The following is a 16,893-nucleotide window of genomic DNA, read 5'->3' as shown; positions in this document are numbered from 1 at the left end:
CTGTCCGTGGCCGGACACCGATGTACCCCGTCGGCGTCCCGCCGCACCCCCGATATCCTTCAGTTTTCCTCCTCGTCTCCGACTTCGGGTGCCCCCACCTGGAAGGGATCGCACCCGTGGAGTTCCGGCTGCTCGGCACGGTGTCCGTCGACACCCTCGTGGGACCGCTGCCCCTCGGCCCGGCCAAACGCCGCAGCCTGCTCGCCGCGCTGCTGCTGTCGGTCAACACACCGGTACCCGTCGCTCGTCTGACGGACTGTCTGTGGGACGACGCGCCGCCGCTGCACGCCCGCAGCGTCATCCAGGGACATGTGTCGCAACTCCGCGCCTTGCTGGCCGGCGCGGACGCCGCCGCCTACGGGGTCGAACTGGCCACACTCGGCGACGCGTACGCCTTGCGCTCGCCCGAAACCCTGCTGGATTCGCAGCGGTTCGAAGAACTGCTCGCGCTGGCCAGGGAGCAACAGGACGCACACGATGCCGTGTTGATGCTCAAGGATGCCCTGTCCCTGTGGCAGGGGCCTGCCCTCGCCGGCGCGTTCCCCGGCCCGCCGCTCCAAGCGGCCGCGCACTCGCTGGAGGAATCACGGCTTGCGGCCGTCGAGCAACTGGCCCGCGCCTACACAATGTTGGGGGAGCACGACCGGGCCGCGGCCGTCCTGCGGACCGAAGCGGTGGTTCACCCCATGCGGGAGCCGTTGGCGGCGTCCCTGATGACCGCGCTGTACCGGGCCGGACGCCAGTCGGAGGCGCTGACCTGGTTCCACCGCACCAGGCGGCTGCTCGTCGACGAACTCGGTGTCGACCCAGGTCGCGAACTCGCCCAGGCGTACGCGCTGATCCTGCGGGGCGACCCCCATCAGCAGGGCGCACCGGATGCTTCGACGGACCCGGTCGCAGGGCCGCCCCAGGAGATGCGCGACGGACCCGGCCAACAGGTCGCCGAACGCGGCCGGAACACATCCGCACCCCGGACGGCGGGGCACGAACAGGCAGGACGCCCTTCGGCGGGTCGCTCATCGGACCGACACCCGTCGGCGGGGCGCCAAGTGCCCGCGCAACAGGGGTCCGTGCAGCAAGGGTCCGTGCAACAGGGGTCCGTGCAGCAAGGGTCCGTGCAGCAGGGGTCCGTGCAGCAAGGGTCCGTGCAGCAAGGGTCTGTGCGGCAAGGGTCCGCACAAGGAGCGTCCGCACAGCAGAAGTCCGTACAACAAGGGTCTGTGGATCAAGAGGCGGGAGACCGAGGGCCAGGACGCCGGCCGGAGCCGTACGGTCCGTATCCGGTCACCTCGTCCGTCCACCGCCCGGACGTCCCGGCGAACGGCCTTCCCCCCACGGAGCCGGAAGCCCGTACCGAGGAGGTCTGCGCCTCAACGCCCGCGTGGTCCGGGCCCGTTGCGGTCCCGCCCCCGGTCGGTCTGCCGTACCCCACGGATCTGCTGCCGCGGGCGCCCCGGGGATTCCATGGACGGGAGGCCGAACTGGCTGCGCTCACCCGGGCGGCCGCGGCCGAGGCACCCGTCTGTCTGGTCACCGGGCTGGCGGGGATGGGCAAGACCGCGCTCGCCGTGCAATGGGCCCACCTCAACGCCGACATGTTCCCGGACGGGCGGCTCTTCGCCGATCTGCGCGGTTTCAGCGACACGGGCGAGACCGCCCTCGCCGAAGTCCTCCGTGAGTTCCTGCCTGCGCTCGGCGTGCCCCCGCGCCGCGTGCCCGAATCCGTGTCGGCCGCCGCTGCGCTCTTCCGTTCCCTGACCCACCGGCGCCGCCTGCTCGTCATCCTCGACAACGCCCGCGACTCCGCCACCGTCCGCGCGCTGCTGCCGGGCGGCGCCGACTGCGTCACCCTGGTCACCAGTCGGCACCGGCTGGACGGCCTCGTCGCCTCCGAAGCGGCCAGCGCCGTCCCGCTGGACAGCCTCGAACCCCAGGACGGCACCGCCCTGTTGGCCCGCGTGCTCGGCAGGGACAGGGTTCTGGCCGAGCCGATGGCGGCGCGCAGACTCGCCGAACTGTGCGGCGGACTGCCCCTCGCCCTGCGCGTCACCGCCGCGCGGCTGGCCGGACGCCCCCAGCGGACACTCGCCGACCTCGCGGACGAACTCGCCGACGAGCGGAGCCGGCTGGGCTACCTCGACGTGGACGACACCAGTGTCCCCGCCGCCCTGCGACTGACGGTGCAGCAACTGCCGCCCGACGCACTGCATCAGTTCACCCGGCTCGGTCACCATCCCGGCGCGCACTTCGACCCGTTCACCGCCGCGGCCCTGGCCGACACGGACCCGCTCGTCGCCGCCGCGGCACTGGAACGCCTCGCCGCCGCCCACCTGGTGACCGAGACGGCACCCGGTCGATGGGAACTCCACGATCTGGTACGCCTCTACGCCCGCTCCCTCGATCCCGGTTCCGGACGCGAAGCCCTCACCGGTGTCCTCGACCACTACATCGCCACCGCGCTCGCCGCCGCCGACACCGCGCAGCCCGGAGGCGAGCCCTGTTTCACCCTGCCCGGCGGCTTCCATCGCCCGGCCGCGGTAAGGGACTTCACCGACCGGGCGGCCGCCATGCACTGGCTGGCCACCGAACGCGAAGATCTGGCACTGGCCGTCGTCGCGGCCCGCGCCGCCGGCCTCGACGACCGTGCCTGGCGGATCATTCTGCTCCAGTGGCCCCAAGTGGTGTGGCGGGTACGGGACAGCTGGGTACCGCTGCTGAACATCGCGCTGGAATGCGCGCGCGCAGAGCGGGATCCGTACGCCCAGTCACGTGTGCTCACGCTGCTCGGCTGGGTGTTGAGCGAGGAAGGCCGGCCGACCGAGGCCCTCGCTCTGCTGGAGCTCTCGCCACCCCTCGCCCGGCAGGCAGGTGACCGGCTCGGCGAGGCGACCGCGCTGATCAACCTCGCCGTCGTCGAAGCCGCGCAGGGCGATCTCGGGGCCGGACTGGAGAACTGCACCCGGGCCATCGCGCTGGCCCGGGAGGAACCCGACGCGCACACCGAGATGCTCGCACTCCAGCATCTCGCCCGGATACAACTCACCGCGAACCGGCCCCGAGAGGCCCTCCGCTCGGCTCGCACGGCACTCGATCTCGGCCCCGAGCACGAGGAGGCGGCGCGCCACGCGCTGCTGCTGACCGTCTGCGGCGAGGCCCAACTGGCGCTCGGCGCGGTCGGCGAGGGAATCCTGCTGCTGGACCGGGCCGCGGGGGAGGCCGAAGGCGCCGGTTACGACGAGGGCGCCGTACAGGCACTGGCGGCGCTGCTGAGGGTGAACCCGGCGGCGGACTACCGCGGACGGTACGAGGAGGCGGTGCGCCGGATCGCCGACGACGGGTGACACCCGCCACCCGTTGCCCGGCGCACGAACACCCGCTGGCGTTCGTCGGCCGAGCGCAGACGTTCGGCGGCGACGATCCGCTCCCCGCTCGCTGCGTGAGCGAGGACGGCACGACCACGTGAGGCGTCCGGCGCCCGTGCCGGCGTCCGTGTCGGCGTACGACAGGCTCTACGACTGCTCCTCGACGACCATCTCGCCCAGGAGTGACCAGTCGTCCTGGGGGATCTTCATGTTCACGATGCGCGGTGTCGCGACCAGGTGTCGGGGCAGGGTCTGCTGGGCGGCCTTGAAGTGCGCTGACTGGACGTGGGACGCTCCGGCCTCGTCGTCGCGGAAGGCCTCGACCAGGACGTACTCCGTCGGATCATCGAGGCTCCGGGACCAGTCGAACCAGAGGCAACCGGGCTCGGCGCGGGTCGCGGCGGTGAAGTCGGCGGTGATCTGAGGCCACTTCTCCGCGTCTTCGGGGCGGACGCGGAACTTGACGGTAATGAAGATCATGAAGGCTCCTCGGATATGTGTTGAGCCATTCTGTGCTGTCCGCGCCAGTTGAACACCAAGGGCCCGCAGGCCGACCGGGGAACCTCCACGAGGAGGCCTGTCGTGTCCGTCAGCGGCCCCCCTTCTCGCGACCCCGGCCCCGACCTGGAGGCGAACTTCCCTAGTCGCGGTCGACCGCCGTGCAGACGCAGACCCTGTTTCCCTCCGGGTCGGCGAGCACGATGTACGACGGGGAGTGGGAATCGTCGACGACCGTGCCCCCGGCGGCGACGGCGGCCCGAATGCGCGTCCCCGCCGTCTCGGGGGCCAGCCAGAGATCCATGTGCCACCGCTGGCGCGGGGTCTTGTGGGCATCGGTCCGCTGGAACCACACGCTGGGGACACGGCTCGTCGGGTCGAAGACCGTGTCGTACACCGTGTTGTCGGCGTCTCCCGTGAGCAGCGCCGCCCAGAAGGGGCCTGCCGCCGTGTCGTCAGCGGTGTCGAGGGCGATCTCCAGCTGGGCCACCTCGTCAGGGGCAGCCGTCAGCCCGTGCTCGCGGGCGAGCGCCGAGATGACGCGAGCCAGCTCCAGGTCCTGCGAGGTGACCCAGCGGGCACCGCTCTCGTCGACGCTGAAAAGGCTCACATCAACCAGACCGGGCGCCAACCTGATGTCCGGGACGTCATGTCCGGCGGAGACCGACGCCTGGGCGACCGCGCCCACGAAAGTGGCCCCCGAGCCCGTATCGGCGGCCCGGTAGCGGGCGGCGAGGGGCTGAGCGAGCTTGCGCCAGTCGTTCAACCCGTGCGCGATCGATTCAAGAATCCCGCGATTGCTGATCCTGTCCATGCGCCCATGCTTCCAGGCTGCCTTCGGTGCCACGAGAAGCCGGACGAACGAACCGTCATGTGATGGGCCCGTCCCGTTTCCCCTTCCCGCCGGATGCCCCGGGTTCGGGCCGTTCGTCGGTGAGTTCGGGCTCCAGACCTTCGCCGACGGCGGTACGGGTCCGCCCCGCGTCGGCACGCCACGCCTCGAAGGCCCACGCGGTGAGGGCGACGACGGCCAGACCGAGCAGCCAGCCGCCCACCACATCGCTGAACCAGTGCACACCCAGGGCGACGCGGGTGAAGCCGACCCCGAGGACGGAGAACACAGCGGCGTACCAGCACAGCGCTCGCCGGGAGCGCGGCACCACGGGCAGCAGGACCAGCAGGAGGATGGCGAACGAGGTGGTTGCGGTCATCGCGTGGCCCGACGGGAAGGAGAAGCCGGGAGCCCGTGCCACCGGATCCTCCAGCGACGGACGTGCCCGCTCGACAACCGTCTTCACCAGGAGCCCGATGAGTCCGCCGGCCACGGCTGTCACCGCGGACCAGGCGGCCAGACGCCATGCCCGGCGGTACACCAGCCAGACGGTCAGCAGCGCGACAGCCGTACGCAGGGTGAGCGGGTCCCAGACGCGGTCGGAGAGGAAGCGCAGCGTACCCGTCCAGGCGGGATGCTCCAGGGCGATGCCGTGCAGCCGCCGGGCAGCGCCCGCGTCCAGCCGGCGCAGGGGCCGCCATCGTCCTTCGACCAGGACGAGGAGCAGACCGAAGGGCACCGCGGCGATCGCCGCGACGGCGGCCGAGCCGAGGAGCCGGGCGCCGAATCTGCGGTCGGCCGCCCGGCGGCGACGCTCTCGCAGGTTGCGGACCGCGACGCGCGCCGCCATTCAGACTCCCGGATCGGCGTGGATCGGACCGGGGCGCCGCGCACGTGAGGCCTCCAACTGCGCGGCGAAGGACAGCCCGAGGAAGAGGGCGATCGATGTCAGGTAGGCCCAGAGCAGCAGCGACATGAAGGCGCTGAGGGGGCCGTAGACCGTGTCGAAGGAGCCGCTGACCCCGAGGTAGAGGCTCAACAGCCAGGTCAGCGCCGTCCACAGCACCAGATACACGGCGGCGCCGAAGGCCAGCCAGGTGTATCCGGGTTGCCGACGGCGGGGCGAGCGACGGAAGATCGCGCTGGCCGAGATGAGGGCGAGGAGCAGCCCGGACGGCCAACGCAGGATGTCCCAGGCGGTCTTGGCGCCTCCGTCGAGGTGGTAGACGGTCACGACCGCGGACGCCAGGTCGCCGCCGGCCACCATCAGGACGAATCCGAGGCCGAGCGGGATTCCCGCGCTCAGCGCCATGACCAGGCCGCGCAGATACTTCCGGTGGAACACGCGGTCGCGCTCGTTCCCGTAGATCCGGTTGGCACCGCGTTCTATCTGGCACATCGCGGTGGTCACGTTGACCAGGGAGAAGGCCAGACCGAACCACAGGGCGACCTGTGCCCCGTCGCCCGCCGTGTGCCGGCTGCGGCGCAGCGCGTCGTCGACGACGTCGGCGCTCGGGCCCGCGGCGATCCGGCGGATCGTCAGCTCGGCGACTCTGCCGATGTCCTCGGTGTGCAGGGCCGAGGAGAGTCCCACGAACGCGATGGCGAGCGGGATCAGGGCCAGTACCGTCTGCAGGGCGAGCGCACGGGAGTGGCTGAACCCGTCGGCGTAGCGGAAGCGGATGAACGCGTCGCGCAGCAGCGGCCAGCCGCCGTAGCGGCGCAGGGACGCCAGTGCCTCGTCGGCGGAGAGCTCGTCGCCCGTCATGGCACGGGTCTCGGGGACCTTGGTCGCGGTACCCATTCACTTCTCCCGGGAGGGCAGCAGGACGGTCAGCGCGCCGGGCTCGACCTCGGCGCTGAGGCGGCGGCCGGGACCCACCGGATCCCCGTCGAGTTCCCGGGACTGAGGGGTGTCGAAGGTGAGTTCGGCGCGGCGGAAGGCGAAGAACTCGACGGGGATCCGGCGTCGGTCGGCGCCATCGGCGGGGAGGGTGTGCACGGCGGGCGGCCGGGGAGACTTGCCGCGGCCGCGCAGCAGCGTCCGCACGGCGCGCAGCCAGCCGCCCGGGCCGCGGGGGTCGAGGACCAGGAGGTCGAGCAGCCCGTCGTCGGGACGGGCGGCGGGCAGCAGGGTCACCCCGCCCTGCACGGTTCCGACATTGCCGACGAGCACCATGCGGGCCGTACGGCGGATGGCGGGGGACCCGTCCAGCCGGATCGTCACCCGCATGCGGGGTGTGCGCAGCGTTCCGATCGCGGCCAGGGCGTAGGCCGGCCAGCCCAGGTGGGCCTTGGCGCGAGGATCGGTGTGCTCCATCATCGCGGCGTCGAGGCCCGCCCCGGCCATCGCGGCGAACCGGGTGGCGGTCAGGCCGTCGCCCTCGATTCTTGCGAGGTCGAGCCGGTGCGGACCGCCGCCCAGCGCGGCGTCGAGCGCGGCGGTGGGGGAGAGCGGCAGACCGAGATTGCGAGCCAGCAGGTTGCCGGTGCCGCAGGGGACGATGGCCAGCGGAACACCGCTCTCGGCCAGCGCGTCGGCGACCGTGCGGACGGTCCCGTCCCCACCGCAGACCACGACGAGTGTCGCGCCCTCGCGGACCGCGCGGGCCGTCTGTCCGGCTCCGGGGTCGTCCGCGGTGGTCTCCAGGAACACGGGGCCGCGGTGGCCGTGCCGTTCAAGGATCTGCCGCAGATCGTCGCGCGTGGCCTCGTCGGCCACCGTGGGGTTGAGGATCACGGCGGTGGTGCCGGGCCGGCGCTCATCGGCGGTCCGCGCGGCGGGTACGCCGCCCGCGGAGGGCACGGCGGTCACGGACCGGTCGACGAGCAGGGCGCGGCCCACGATCAGCAGGGACAGCCCGCCGTTGGCGAGGCCGCCCAGGACGTCCGTGGGGTGATGCATGCCCCGGTAGAGCCGGGCGGCGCCCACGATCAACGGCAGGAGCAGCAGCAGTCCGGCCACGATCCTGCGCCACGGTCCGCGGATCCGGGACAGCGCGACCACCGCCAGACCCGCGTAGAGCGCGGTCGCCGCCCCGGTGTGTCCGGAGGTGTAACTGGACGTGGGAGGCGAGGCGTCGAGGCGGTCCACGTCCGGCCGGTTGCGGTCCACCGACTCGGTGATGGCCAGGAAGACCAGCGACTGGAGCGAGACGGCGACGGCGAGGAAGATCGCCTGGCGCCACATCGGCAGCCGGGGTATCAGGAGCAGGCCCAGGCAGGTCAGAAGCGTGACGGCGATGACCGTGAGGGTGTTGCCGGCCTCCGATGCGATGGACGACAGCGTGGTGAGGGTGCCCGTGCGGGCCTGTTCGAGGCGCTCGTTCACGGTGTCCTCGGCCGTCAGCGGCCACAGTCCGCGGGCGGGACCGGTGATCAGGAGACCCATGCCCACCATCAACGCCGCCTGGCACGCGGTCAGCGCACCGATGCGTGCGGTGGTCCTGCCGGTGCCCCGGGGCAGCGCGAACGAGCGGGCGGAGCCCAGGGCTTCGGTTGGGCTGCCGGACGTTCCGGCAGCTCTGTCCGGTACGGCGGTCGGCATCGGGGACTCCTAGGGGGCAGCGCGGTGCGGCCGGATTCCGCCCGGGCCGCGCTTCCTCCCGGGTCCATCGCCGTTTGCCCCGGAACGCCTCGGACAGGCCTGTCACGGCGTGGAATTGGGCGAAAGCCCTGTTTCGAGCGGATGCCCCGCAGCCGGGCGCCGATCCGGGCGAGCGGCTCGCCGCCCCTGGTGGGGCGAGCCCGGCCGGATCGCACGCGCAGGCGGAGCCCGGCGCCGGTCCGAAGACCGGTCGACGGGCTCCGAGGGGTCGCTCAGCCGTGATAGGAGATGTAGCCGTTGCCGTCACGGTCGTTGGCCGACTTGGTGTACGAGTGGACGTCGGCGCGGGCGCCGGACGACTTGTACAGGTTGATGGTGTCCTTGTCGTTGTTCCAGATGAAGTTGCAGTTCTGGCGGTAGACGACGTTGTTCGTGTCCGAGTCGGTGCCGTGCCCGCCGCGGAGCTTGATGTAGTCCCCGGGCTGGAGGTAGTGGTTCGCGGGGAAAGTGAACTTGTTGCCTACGGCGTCCTTGACGACGTAGCCCTTCAGGTTCACGGTCGTGCTGGACGAGTAGTTCTTGATCGTCAGGTACTCGTCTCTCGTGTTGCCGCTGGAGCAGTTGTTGGAGTCCCGGCCGGGTGCGTCGTACTGGACACCCTTGATCTTCAGCGCGGACGAGTACTCCGTGGCCTGGGCCGGGGCCGTGGCGATGGCGGCGAGCGTGCCGACAGCGGCGGCGGTGACAGCCAGGACGTTGCGAATACGCATGAGGAATCCCCCCTCGGTGGTGCGGATGAAGCTCCAGGAGCATACCGATGATGTGATCAAAAGATGGTGGAAATGTGTGGAACACGTAAACACCCTCGCGCTGCGAGTGTCCCGCGCTGCCCGGTGGGCCGAGCCTGCCGATCGGTCGAGGGACCCGCCGTCGTGGCTGCCGACCTGCTGTGACTTCTCCCACCTCCTCTTGTCCCGACAAGAAAGGCATACCTAAGTTCTGTCCATGGCCCCACAGAATCCCCCGCTCCCCGAAGGTCCCGGCGACGCCGACTCCCCCCGCTCCCCGGGTGCCGGTCGACCGGACGCACCCGCGCTGGTCGATTTCACCATCGACCTCACCTCCCAGGAGGTTCTGCGGCAGGCCCAGGTCCTGGCCGCCCTCGGACCCGACTGGGACCCGATGGAGGTGATGCGCGGAGAGGAAGCCGCGTACGCCCTCCTGTACTCCGGTCTCGACGAGGAGCAGCAGCGCGTCTACGACGGCCTGGTCGAGTCCGGCGTGCTTCCCCGGCGTGGAGACGACAGTGCTGCCGCTTGACCCTCAGGCGGACATCGGGCGCCGCGCCTGGGTGACGTGCCCGAAGTGCGCCGACAGTCGCGGGTGCGAGTCGTGCGAGCAGGGCCGGTCGTGCTCCGACCACTGGCGCTACCTGCTCTCCACCACCGGAAGCCTGCTCCACCTGCAGTGTCCGTCGTGCACCCATGTCTGGGCCCACGAGACCGGATTCGGCGCCACCCGTTCCCTGTGGAACCGCATCGCCGGCGGCCGCCCCAAACGCTGACCGGCGGGCAGGCGTCGCGAGCCCAGCTCTTTGCCCACCCCCCAGGACCCGCATGGCGCGGCGGGGATATCCTCAGGGGCCCCAGGCGGGTCGAACTTGTCCGACGCGCCGCTGTGGGAAGATCGCAACCCCGCACGACAGCAGTCCGGGCCCGCGCACGCCATCGCTCGTAGATTCGACGACGCTCGCGGCCCACCGGTGGATGACGGACCGGCCCGCGCGGGTAAAGAAACTATGCGCACCAGCGCGAACATCCCACTGCCGAAGGACTGCCGGTCTTGGACCTCCCACACTCCGAATCCCCTGCCGCGCGACGTCCGGGACGCACTTGGACCGTCCGCATCTCCGGCCACAGTGACCGCACCGCGTCGGTCACGTGCTCCTCTCCCTGCGCCATGCCGCCGCGGTCCCGTGACCTCGCCGCGCTGCGCCGCTTCGCCGAGGCCCACGTCGGGGCGCATGCCCGCGCGGCCACCGTGCACGCGGACGCCGCCTGCGCCTGCAGGCAGACGCAATGCGCCTCCCACGAGGACAGCCAGGTGCACTGCATGGGCAGTGTGCTGCTGGTGCTGCGCCATGATCCGGCCATTGCCCAGGTGTGGACCCTGATGGAAGTCTGCGCCGCCTGCGCCCCGTTGATGACGCACACCCGCGTCGTGGGCCGTGCCGTGCCCCGCACCCGCACGCCGTCCGCACCCACCGCGCCGTCCGCTCCCGCGGCGACCGCCGGTGCCCCTGCGGTCGCCCCCGCGGTCCCCGGCGGATTCAGTGCCCCGAGCGGGCCCGGTTTCAACAGCGCGGACGCACCGCCGGCACCGTCACGTCGCCGCGCCGGCGGCCGTGGCCGCCCGCAGCCCCGACAGGGTCGACGGGACCAGGGCAGATCTCGCGGCTGACCATGTCCGCAGCCGGCTGACCACGGTCCCACCCGAAGTCGGCCGGCCATTGCTCAAGCCTGCTGACCAGGGCCTCAGCGGTCCGGCGGCCAGGGTCCACCTTGGTCGGCCGTGGTCCCACCGTGGCCGCTCGCCGCGCTGCCGATCGTCGTCGACCGGTGGTCGACGCGACCCGGGCGAAGTCGCAGCCCGGGTCCGCTTCCACCCCTCGACGAGAGTGCGCTGCGCGCCGGTCCGACCGACCCGACGACCGGACCGTGCGCCCGGCTCTGCCCAGGGTTCTCGTCGGTCCCCATCGGGCCCGCGCCCGAGCGCCGTCGCCCGTACGTCCGTCCGCTGGGATCGGTGACGCGCCAAACGCGCATGTCGCCACGGAGGCGGGCGCAAGGCCCGGATCGGGGCATTTGCATGAACAGCACTGATTCGGTTGAGAGTTCATCATCGACTGAAAGGTGTTGCAGCACTTTGCGCAATTCTTGCAGCCGTTGCAGGGTGACACCGCGCGGCGGCTCCAAGGCCGCTGCTTCGCCGACCTGAAGGACGTCACCATGTTCCCCGCCAGCCGCTTCGTACCCTCGCACCGGCTCAGGACGGTCCTGGGTCTGTCCGCCGCAGCTCTGGGTCTGTTGGGTGCGACCGGCGCACCCGCCACCGCGCGAGACGCCGAACGGGGCGCCCTCGCCGACGACGTCGTCCAGGCGACAGCCGTTCCGGACTGCGTCCACTTCTACAGCGACTGGCGCTATACGACGGTCGTCAACGACTGCGACACCACCGTGAACGTCACCGTCGAGTACACCGACGGCCAGGGCGCCCCTTGCCGCACCCTGCTTCCGCGGGCCATCGCCACCTTCGCGGGCTACGGCCCCCAGCTCAACTACGTCACGGGCCTGAGCACCTGCACACCGGCGAGCGCGTGAGGTCGTCGCACATCGTGCCGACCCGGGCGTCGGGCCTCCCTCTCGCCCGGGTCTCCCCCTTCGCACGGGTCTCCGGTCCGTGCGGGCCGAGCGCCGTCACGCGGCAGGGCTGTCCAGGGGCCGGAGTTCGTCGGCGTACGAGACGGAGACGCGGCGCATCAGACCGTCCTCGGTGATGTCGTACTGACCCAGGCGCCACAGCGGCGGCGAGTAGGCGTGCAGGGAGACCGCGTCGTCGGTGGCGCCGGTGAGGCGGTGGATGTGGTCGGGGCCGAAGCAGAACGAGTCACCCGCGCCGACGCCGACGGACAGGTGACGGCCGCCGATACGGGGGTTGGACTCGGTCAGACCACCCTGGACCACCCGGACGGCACCCGAGGAGACGTCGTGGTCGTGCCAGCCGGTGTCGTTCCGCCGGGTCCAGCAGAGCAGCCAGACGTCGACGTACTCGTCGCGGTGCAGGGAGGCGTAGTGCCGCTCCTCGTGGGAGAAGGCGATCCGGTCGCGCCAGAGCTCGGGCCGGGCGGCGAGATCGTCGACGAGCCGCCGGAGTTCGTGCTTGTCGAGCGTGCGGTCCGGCAGGGACGAGTACGTCACGGTGAGGTTCCCTTCCAGGAGTGGTCCGCCGGGCGGCTCAGGTGCGGCCGTGCAGCAGACGGGCGGGGTTGACGGTGCGCAGGGCGTGGACGGCGGCGTCCGCCCCCAGGTCGGGGATGACGGGCGGCGCGTACGGCCGGTCGCTTCCGCTGACGACGACATCGATGCCGACGGCCCGGACGAGAGCGTCCACGGCCCGCGTGCCGTACGAGGAGGTGTCGTAGAAGACGTCGAAGTCGACCTCGCCGCGGCCCCCGCCCCGGGCCGCGAGCCGTTCGCCGTGCAAGGGGGCCAGCCCGGCGAGTGCGGCGAAGCAGACACGCAGTCCCGGATGGCGGGCGCGACCGAAGGCCCGGAACGCGAACCACGCACCGTGCAGCTGCTGTTGGTAGGGGACGAGGGCCGACCACCAGGGTGGGGCCCGGAGGGCGGACGGGGCCTTGCCCGGATGGACGAACAAGGGTTTGCCGAGGCGGGTGAGGAGGTCCAGGAGCGGGGCGCGGTCGCGCCAGCCCGTCGCGTCCAGGAGTGCCGTGGCCGGGAGTTGAAGGCCCACGCAGCCCCGGCGCAGGTCGCGCTCCACCGCCTCGGGGTCCGGCTCGCTCAGGCAGGGTGAGGCCCAGGCGCCGAAGGGCGCCGGGAGGGTGAGTGCCCCCTCGTGGAAGGCGCTCAGCAGCGGCAGGGCTTCGGCCGCAGGCAGGTACTCGATGCCCAGTGGGCTGGAGAGGGAGACCAGGGCGAGCCCGAGGCCGTCGGCGGCGGCCAGGCGGGTACGGGCGTCGATGTCGTGGTCGGCCGGGTCCACCTCGTACGGCGGCTCGCCCTCAAGGTGCAGCGTCCAGCCGTCGAGGTGCGGCGGCGTGGTGCGCGCACGCAGCAGATCGACGAAGTCGGGCGGCCAGATGTGCTGGTGGACGTCGATGGGCACCCTGAAGTCCTTGAGGAGTCCGTGCGGTGACCGCACGGGAGCTGTCATGGGTTAAGCGCTTCAGTGATGCGCTTAACTTAAGCGCTTAACAACGAGTCGTGTCAAGCACATGCCCGCGCCGCGGACGCGGCCCGGTAGGCTTCCCGGCATGGTCAGGCCTCAGAAGCGCACCACCCTCAGGGAGGTGGCCGAGGCCACCGGCCTCTCCACCGCCGCCGTCTCCTACGCCCTGCGCGGCAAACACGTCTCCAAGGAGACCGAGGAGCGCGTACGCAAGGCCGCGGCCGAACTCGGCTACGAGGCCGACCCCATCGCCCGAGCCCTCGCCAGCGGCCGGACCAGCATGGTCGGCGTGCTCGCCGGCGACCTCCAGGATCTGTGGCAGCAGCAGCTCATGGCGGCCATCGGCCGGGAACTCCTGGCCGGCGACCGCTACGCGCTGATCCTGGACGCGGGCGGCGATCCCGACCGTGAACTCGTCCTCGCCAAGCAGCTGCGCGATCAGCGCGTCGACGCGCTCGTGGTGTCTCCGGTGAACCCGGCTGCGGAGGCGTGGGCGGCGATCGCCGACGCACTGCCGGTCGTCGCCGTCGGCGACTCACTGAGCCGGGCGCGCACGGCCGGGCAGGTCATCTTCGACAACCGGGCCGGGATCGATGCCGTACTGGAGTACCTCCACGGTCTCGGCCACCGCCGGGTGACCGTGCTGACCCCGACCCGGCCGAGCACGCCCGACCGGCCCGCCGACGTGTATGTGCGCGAGGCGGCCGACCGGATAGGGCTGCGGGCCGAACTCGTCCCCTGCCCGCAGGAGTTGGGTGCGGCGACCGTCGTCGCACGGCGGGTCCTGGACGGGGACCGGCGTGCCACGGCCGTCTTCTGCTTCTCCGACTCCCTGGCGTACGGGGTGTACGCGGCGGCGGCGGAGGCGTCACTCGTCGTGGGGCGTGACGTCTCGGTGGTCGGTTTCGACGACCACCCCGTCTCCCGGGTCCTCACACCGCCGCTGACGACGGTCGGCTGGGGGCTGACGCAGATCGCCGCGGAGGCCGCGCGGTTGACCGCTTCCGCGATCGAGGGAAAGCGGGCGCGCAGAAAGCGGATCCTGTGCGCTCCGATGATGTGCGCGCGCGGATCCGCCGTGGCCGTCTGAGGGCCAGGGAGGTGCCGCGGGCCGGCCGCCCGGCCCTGTCGGCCTGTCATGGGCAGTGGTAGGTGAGCCCCGTCGAGACAGTACGGCGTACCGGTGAGAGCAGGTGCAGCTCGGCGCTCGCCTCGTAGCGGCCGTTGCCCTGGAACGTCCACAACAAGTGCAGCCGGGACTGTTTCTGACCGCGCGTCATGTCCTCGTGCAGGACGTCCGAGAAGGTGCCGTCGCTGCGGACCCAGCGGTACGTGAGCGTGCCGGGCCTGCCATTGGTGGTGACCGTGCCCGTGATGTCGGCGGTTTCGTCGCATCCGGGGGAGGGCGACGCGGCGGAGACCGCGACGTGGTCCACGTCCAGGGACGGCGCTGCGCGGTGCCAGAGGAGAAAGGCGACGACGGCCAGCAGCACCACGGTGGGCAGCGCGTGTCTGCGCCAGGTCCGGTGACGTACCAGGACCGCCGGAGGAGCCACGGTGACCCGGCGCATGGTGTCGGCGTTCACGCCGGGGCCGAAGCGCAGCAGGGTGCCCTCGACCCGGTCGGGACGTGTGTCCCCGGTCGTGGGATCCGACAGCGCCACCGTCGCCGTATCCCCGGAGAGGGGAAGGGTGTCGGGGAAGTCCGGCCGCTGGATCCAGTGGCTGGCCAGCGCGGTCGCGCTGTAGTCGTCGTCGGGGGAGTGGGCGCCCGCAGCGCCGGGGTGTTCAGTCATGACAGGGTGCACCGCCGGGTCAGTAGCTGTTGGAAGGCGCCGCCGTCGGCGGAGGCCGGCTGGCTCCTGGCCTGGACACCCCAGTAGCAGCCCGTTCCCTGGAAGGTGTGGGCGAGGGCGATCGTGTACTGCGTCGAACCGCTGCGCTGGTACGTGTCCGCCGCCCCGTCCTGGGACCCGGCCTGGCCGCTGACCTCGCCGGTGAACCACGCGACCGTGATGGTGACCGGTCCGGGCCCGTCGGTGGTGACTGTGGCCGTCGCCGCCGCGGTCGCCGTGCCCGTCTGCCGGAAGCCGCTGAACGTGACGGACTTGACGTTGACGGTGACGGTCGGCGACGGGGACGTCGTGGTGGGCTCGGCCGTGGTCGTGGCCGGTGGCGTCGGCGGCGCGACGGTCGCGGACGCGGACGCGGTGCTGGTCGCGGACGCCGACGCGGGCGGCTGCGTGGTGGCGTCCGTGGCCGAGCCGGAAGGCGTGGGCTGAGCCGAGGTGGACGACGAGGAGGACGGCGTCGGGGAGCCGGAGTCCGCCGTCGTGGGGCCGCTGTCGCCGGTCGGCTGCGCGCTGGTGGTGGCGAGTGCCTGTGCCGCCCTTCGCGGTGTGCCGAAGTCCGGAGCGTGCCGGTCGATGCCGTACGTCAGGAGGAGGGCCGCGACGAGCGCGGCCGCCGCCACCAGCAGCGAGCGGAGGCTCGGCTGCCAGGCTCGGAGCCAGTCGGGTGTCCCGCCGAGGATCGTGCGCGCCGTGTCCGTGGCGCGGCGCGGAACGGCGGGGGCGGCGGGAAGCAGCAGAAGGGACAGCGCCGCGAGTGCCGCGAGCCGCCCGCGGCCGCGCTCCTCCCAGTCCGGACCGTACGCGCCGCCGGCCGTGGCCTCGAGTTCCGCGACGAAGTCCTCGGCATGGGCGGGCCGTTGCTCGGGCGACTTGGCGAGGCCGCGCTGGACGAGGGAGCGGACCGGCTCGGGGACCTCGTCGGCGGGGATGGCTCCGTCCACGTGCTGGAGGGCGAGTTCGGCCAGGTTCTCGCCGGTGTAGGGCTTGCGGCCGGTCAGGCACTCGAAGAACGTCGCGGTCGCGGCGTACACGTCGGCGGCCGGTGAGGCGGGGGCGCCGGTCCACTGCTCGGGAGCCATGTACGACGGGGTGCCGGCGATGCCCGCGGTGGTGCCGTAGGCGGCGGCGATCCCGAAGTCGACGAGCTTCGACGTGCCGTCGGGGCGGACGAGGACGTTCTCCGGTTTGTAGTCGCGGTGGACCACGCCGATGCGGTGGGCGTCGGCGAGGCCGAGCAGTGAGCCCTTGAGGAGGACGAGAGCGGCTTCCGGATCGAGGGGAGCCTCCCGGGCGAGCAGGGCCCGCAGGGACACGCCGTCCACCAGCTCCATCACGATGGCCGCGCCCTCGGGCCCCTCCACGTACTCGTAGAGGCCGGTCACGTGGTCACTCCGCAGCCCGCCGAGCAGCCGGGCCTCCGCCCGGAACTCCTGCACGAAGCCCGGACGGGTACGCAGCGACTCACTGAGGTATTTGACCGCGACCGGATGGCCGGTCTCCTCGTGAACGGCCAGCGCGACGCGTCCGCTCGCCCCCGAACCGAGCTCGCGGGACTCGGCGTAGCCCGGTACCGCCCATGTGCTCATGACCCAACTCTCCCCCGAGACGCGGGGCACGTGAGGCATTCCGGTCCCCACGCGCTCCCAGTCGTGTGCAGTGAGACACGATTTTGGCCACTTCGGTTGCAGGTGGCCAGAGGCCGGATCGCCGGACCGCAGTCATCCGCGTCACACGGGCGGTCGTTGCCGGTCCCGGGCCGGCGGGTCGATCCGGGGTCGTGGCGGTGCCGGGCGCTTGGCTCAGCCGATGCGCGCGAGGCCCCGGGCGTCGCGG

16 protein-coding genes are annotated in these 16,893 nt (G+C 72.0%); 6 read left to right on the top strand and 10 right to left on the bottom strand.

What is annotated here, in order from left to right:
* Positions 1-116: 116 nt before the first annotated feature.
* Positions 117-3,341: a BTAD domain-containing putative transcriptional regulator gene (locus ACFYR3_RS14905; protein WP_389283181.1), complete on the top strand. Its 3,225-nt coding sequence runs from the start codon at positions 117-119 to the stop codon at positions 3,339-3,341.
* Positions 3,342-3,509: 168 nt separating this feature from the next.
* Here ACFYR3_RS14905 and ACFYR3_RS14900 read toward each other — a convergent pair whose 3' ends face one another.
* The 6 genes from ACFYR3_RS14900 to ACFYR3_RS14875 form a co-directional block, all read right to left on the bottom strand.
* Positions 3,510-3,842, bottom strand: a complete 333-nt coding sequence (locus tag ACFYR3_RS14900) for a putative quinol monooxygenase (protein WP_355849099.1) — start codon at positions 3,840-3,842, stop codon at positions 3,510-3,512.
* A 160-nt stretch (positions 3,843-4,002) separates the two neighbouring features.
* Complete coding sequence (locus tag ACFYR3_RS14895; RefSeq protein ID WP_355849102.1) at positions 4,003-4,674, bottom strand: VOC family protein; 672 nt, start codon at positions 4,672-4,674, stop codon at positions 4,003-4,005.
* 55 nt (positions 4,675-4,729) lie between these two features.
* Positions 4,730-5,542, bottom strand: a complete 813-nt coding sequence (locus ACFYR3_RS14890) for a phosphatase PAP2 family protein (RefSeq protein ID WP_389283179.1) — start codon at positions 5,540-5,542, stop codon at positions 4,730-4,732.
* Positions 5,543-6,496 carry a YihY/virulence factor BrkB family protein gene (locus ACFYR3_RS14885; protein ID WP_355849107.1) on the bottom strand — a complete coding sequence of 318 codons (954 nt, stop codon included), beginning with the start codon at positions 6,494-6,496 and terminating at the stop codon, positions 5,543-5,545. It abuts the gene before it with no gap.
* Positions 6,497-8,239, bottom strand: coding sequence for a diacylglycerol kinase family protein (locus tag ACFYR3_RS14880; protein ID WP_355849110.1), 1,743 nt, complete (start codon positions 8,237-8,239; stop codon positions 6,497-6,499).
* Between the two features lie 272 nt (positions 8,240-8,511).
* Positions 8,512-9,009, bottom strand: coding sequence for a lamin tail domain-containing protein (locus ACFYR3_RS14875; protein ID WP_355849113.1), 498 nt, complete (start codon positions 9,007-9,009; stop codon positions 8,512-8,514).
* A gap of 235 nt (positions 9,010-9,244) precedes the next feature.
* Between ACFYR3_RS14875 and ACFYR3_RS14870 the strand changes: the two genes are divergently transcribed.
* From ACFYR3_RS14870 to ACFYR3_RS14855, 4 genes are all read left to right on the top strand, one after another.
* The gene (locus ACFYR3_RS14870) at positions 9,245-9,559 is read left to right on the top strand and encodes a DUF6400 family protein (protein WP_355849116.1); all 315 of its coding nucleotides are present in this window, start codon (positions 9,245-9,247) and stop codon (positions 9,557-9,559) included.
* Entirely contained in the window at positions 9,546-9,803 is a 258-nt protein-coding gene (locus ACFYR3_RS14865; RefSeq protein WP_389283176.1) for a hypothetical protein, read from the top strand. The genes ACFYR3_RS14870 and ACFYR3_RS14865 overlap by 14 nt, the downstream gene beginning before the upstream one ends.
* Before the next feature lie 395 nt (positions 9,804-10,198).
* A complete protein-coding gene (locus tag ACFYR3_RS14860; protein ID WP_355849122.1) occupies positions 10,199-10,699 on the top strand; it encodes a hypothetical protein in 501 nt (166 codons plus the stop codon).
* A 548-nt stretch (positions 10,700-11,247) separates the two neighbouring features.
* Positions 11,248-11,619, top strand: a complete 372-nt coding sequence (locus ACFYR3_RS14855; protein ID WP_355849125.1) for an alpha-amylase — start codon at positions 11,248-11,250, stop codon at positions 11,617-11,619.
* A 96-nt stretch (positions 11,620-11,715) separates the two neighbouring features.
* Here the strand turns inward: ACFYR3_RS14855 and ACFYR3_RS14850 are convergent, their stop codons facing one another.
* Complete coding sequence (locus tag ACFYR3_RS14850) at positions 11,716-12,216, bottom strand: cysteine dioxygenase family protein (protein ID WP_355849128.1); 501 nt, start codon at positions 12,214-12,216, stop codon at positions 11,716-11,718.
* A 37-nt stretch (positions 12,217-12,253) separates the two neighbouring features.
* Positions 12,254-13,192: an amidohydrolase gene (locus ACFYR3_RS14845; RefSeq protein WP_355849131.1), complete on the bottom strand. Its 939-nt coding sequence runs from the start codon at positions 13,190-13,192 to the stop codon at positions 12,254-12,256.
* A gap of 100 nt (positions 13,193-13,292) precedes the next feature.
* On the opposite strand from ACFYR3_RS14845, the gene ACFYR3_RS14840 reads away from it, so the two are divergent.
* Positions 13,293-14,297, top strand: coding sequence for a LacI family DNA-binding transcriptional regulator (locus ACFYR3_RS14840; RefSeq protein WP_355849134.1), 1,005 nt, complete (start codon positions 13,293-13,295; stop codon positions 14,295-14,297).
* A 46-nt stretch (positions 14,298-14,343) separates the two neighbouring features.
* On the opposite strand, the gene ACFYR3_RS14835 is transcribed toward ACFYR3_RS14840, so the two are convergent.
* Positions 14,344-15,003, bottom strand: coding sequence for a hypothetical protein (locus ACFYR3_RS14835; RefSeq protein ID WP_389283173.1), 660 nt, complete (start codon positions 15,001-15,003; stop codon positions 14,344-14,346).
* Entirely contained in the window at positions 15,000-16,646 is a 1,647-nt protein-coding gene (locus ACFYR3_RS14830; RefSeq protein WP_355849140.1) for a serine/threonine-protein kinase, read from the bottom strand. The genes ACFYR3_RS14835 and ACFYR3_RS14830 overlap by 4 nt, the downstream gene beginning before the upstream one ends.
* Positions 16,647-16,893 lie beyond the last annotated feature (247 nt).

The sequence above is a fragment of the Streptomyces sp. NPDC005784 genome (assembly GCF_042871525.1).
In the GTDB taxonomy this organism is placed as follows: domain Bacteria; phylum Actinomycetota; class Actinomycetes; order Streptomycetales; family Streptomycetaceae; genus Streptomyces.
The sequence above is the reverse complement of the archived record's forward strand: the minus strand, read 5'-3'. Positions and strand labels throughout refer to the sequence as shown.

Bases quoted from the DNA above. Each gene is read 5' to 3' on its own strand.
- ACFYR3_RS14870 (WP_355849116.1), top strand. From the start codon at position 9,245: ATGGCCCCACAGAATCCCCCGCTCCCCGAAGGTCCCGGCGACGCCGAC.
- ACFYR3_RS14835 (WP_389283173.1), bottom strand. From the start codon at position 15,003: ATGACTGAACACCCCGGCGCTGCGGGCGCCCACTCCCCCGACGACGAC.
- ACFYR3_RS14885 (WP_355849107.1), bottom strand. From the start codon at position 6,496: ATGGGTACCGCGACCAAGGTCCCCGAGACCCGTGCCATGACGGGCGAC.
- ACFYR3_RS14830 (WP_355849140.1), bottom strand. From the start codon at position 16,646: ATGAGCACATGGGCGGTACCGGGCTACGCCGAGTCCCGCGAGCTCGGT.
- ACFYR3_RS14880 (WP_355849110.1), bottom strand. From the start codon at position 8,239: ATGCCGACCGCCGTACCGGACAGAGCTGCCGGAACGTCCGGCAGCCCA.
- ACFYR3_RS14845 (WP_355849131.1), bottom strand. From the start codon at position 13,192: ATGACAGCTCCCGTGCGGTCACCGCACGGACTCCTCAAGGACTTCAGG.
- ACFYR3_RS14875 (WP_355849113.1), bottom strand. From the start codon at position 9,009: ATGCGTATTCGCAACGTCCTGGCTGTCACCGCCGCCGCTGTCGGCACG.
- ACFYR3_RS14900 (WP_355849099.1), bottom strand. From the start codon at position 3,842: ATGATCTTCATTACCGTCAAGTTCCGCGTCCGCCCCGAAGACGCGGAG.
- ACFYR3_RS14860 (WP_355849122.1), top strand. From the start codon at position 10,199: ATGCCGCCGCGGTCCCGTGACCTCGCCGCGCTGCGCCGCTTCGCCGAG.
- ACFYR3_RS14840 (WP_355849134.1), top strand. From the start codon at position 13,293: ATGGTCAGGCCTCAGAAGCGCACCACCCTCAGGGAGGTGGCCGAGGCC.
- ACFYR3_RS14855 (WP_355849125.1), top strand. From the start codon at position 11,248: ATGTTCCCCGCCAGCCGCTTCGTACCCTCGCACCGGCTCAGGACGGTC.
- ACFYR3_RS14895 (WP_355849102.1), bottom strand. From the start codon at position 4,674: ATGGACAGGATCAGCAATCGCGGGATTCTTGAATCGATCGCGCACGGG.
- ACFYR3_RS14890 (WP_389283179.1), bottom strand. From the start codon at position 5,542: ATGGCGGCGCGCGTCGCGGTCCGCAACCTGCGAGAGCGTCGCCGCCGG.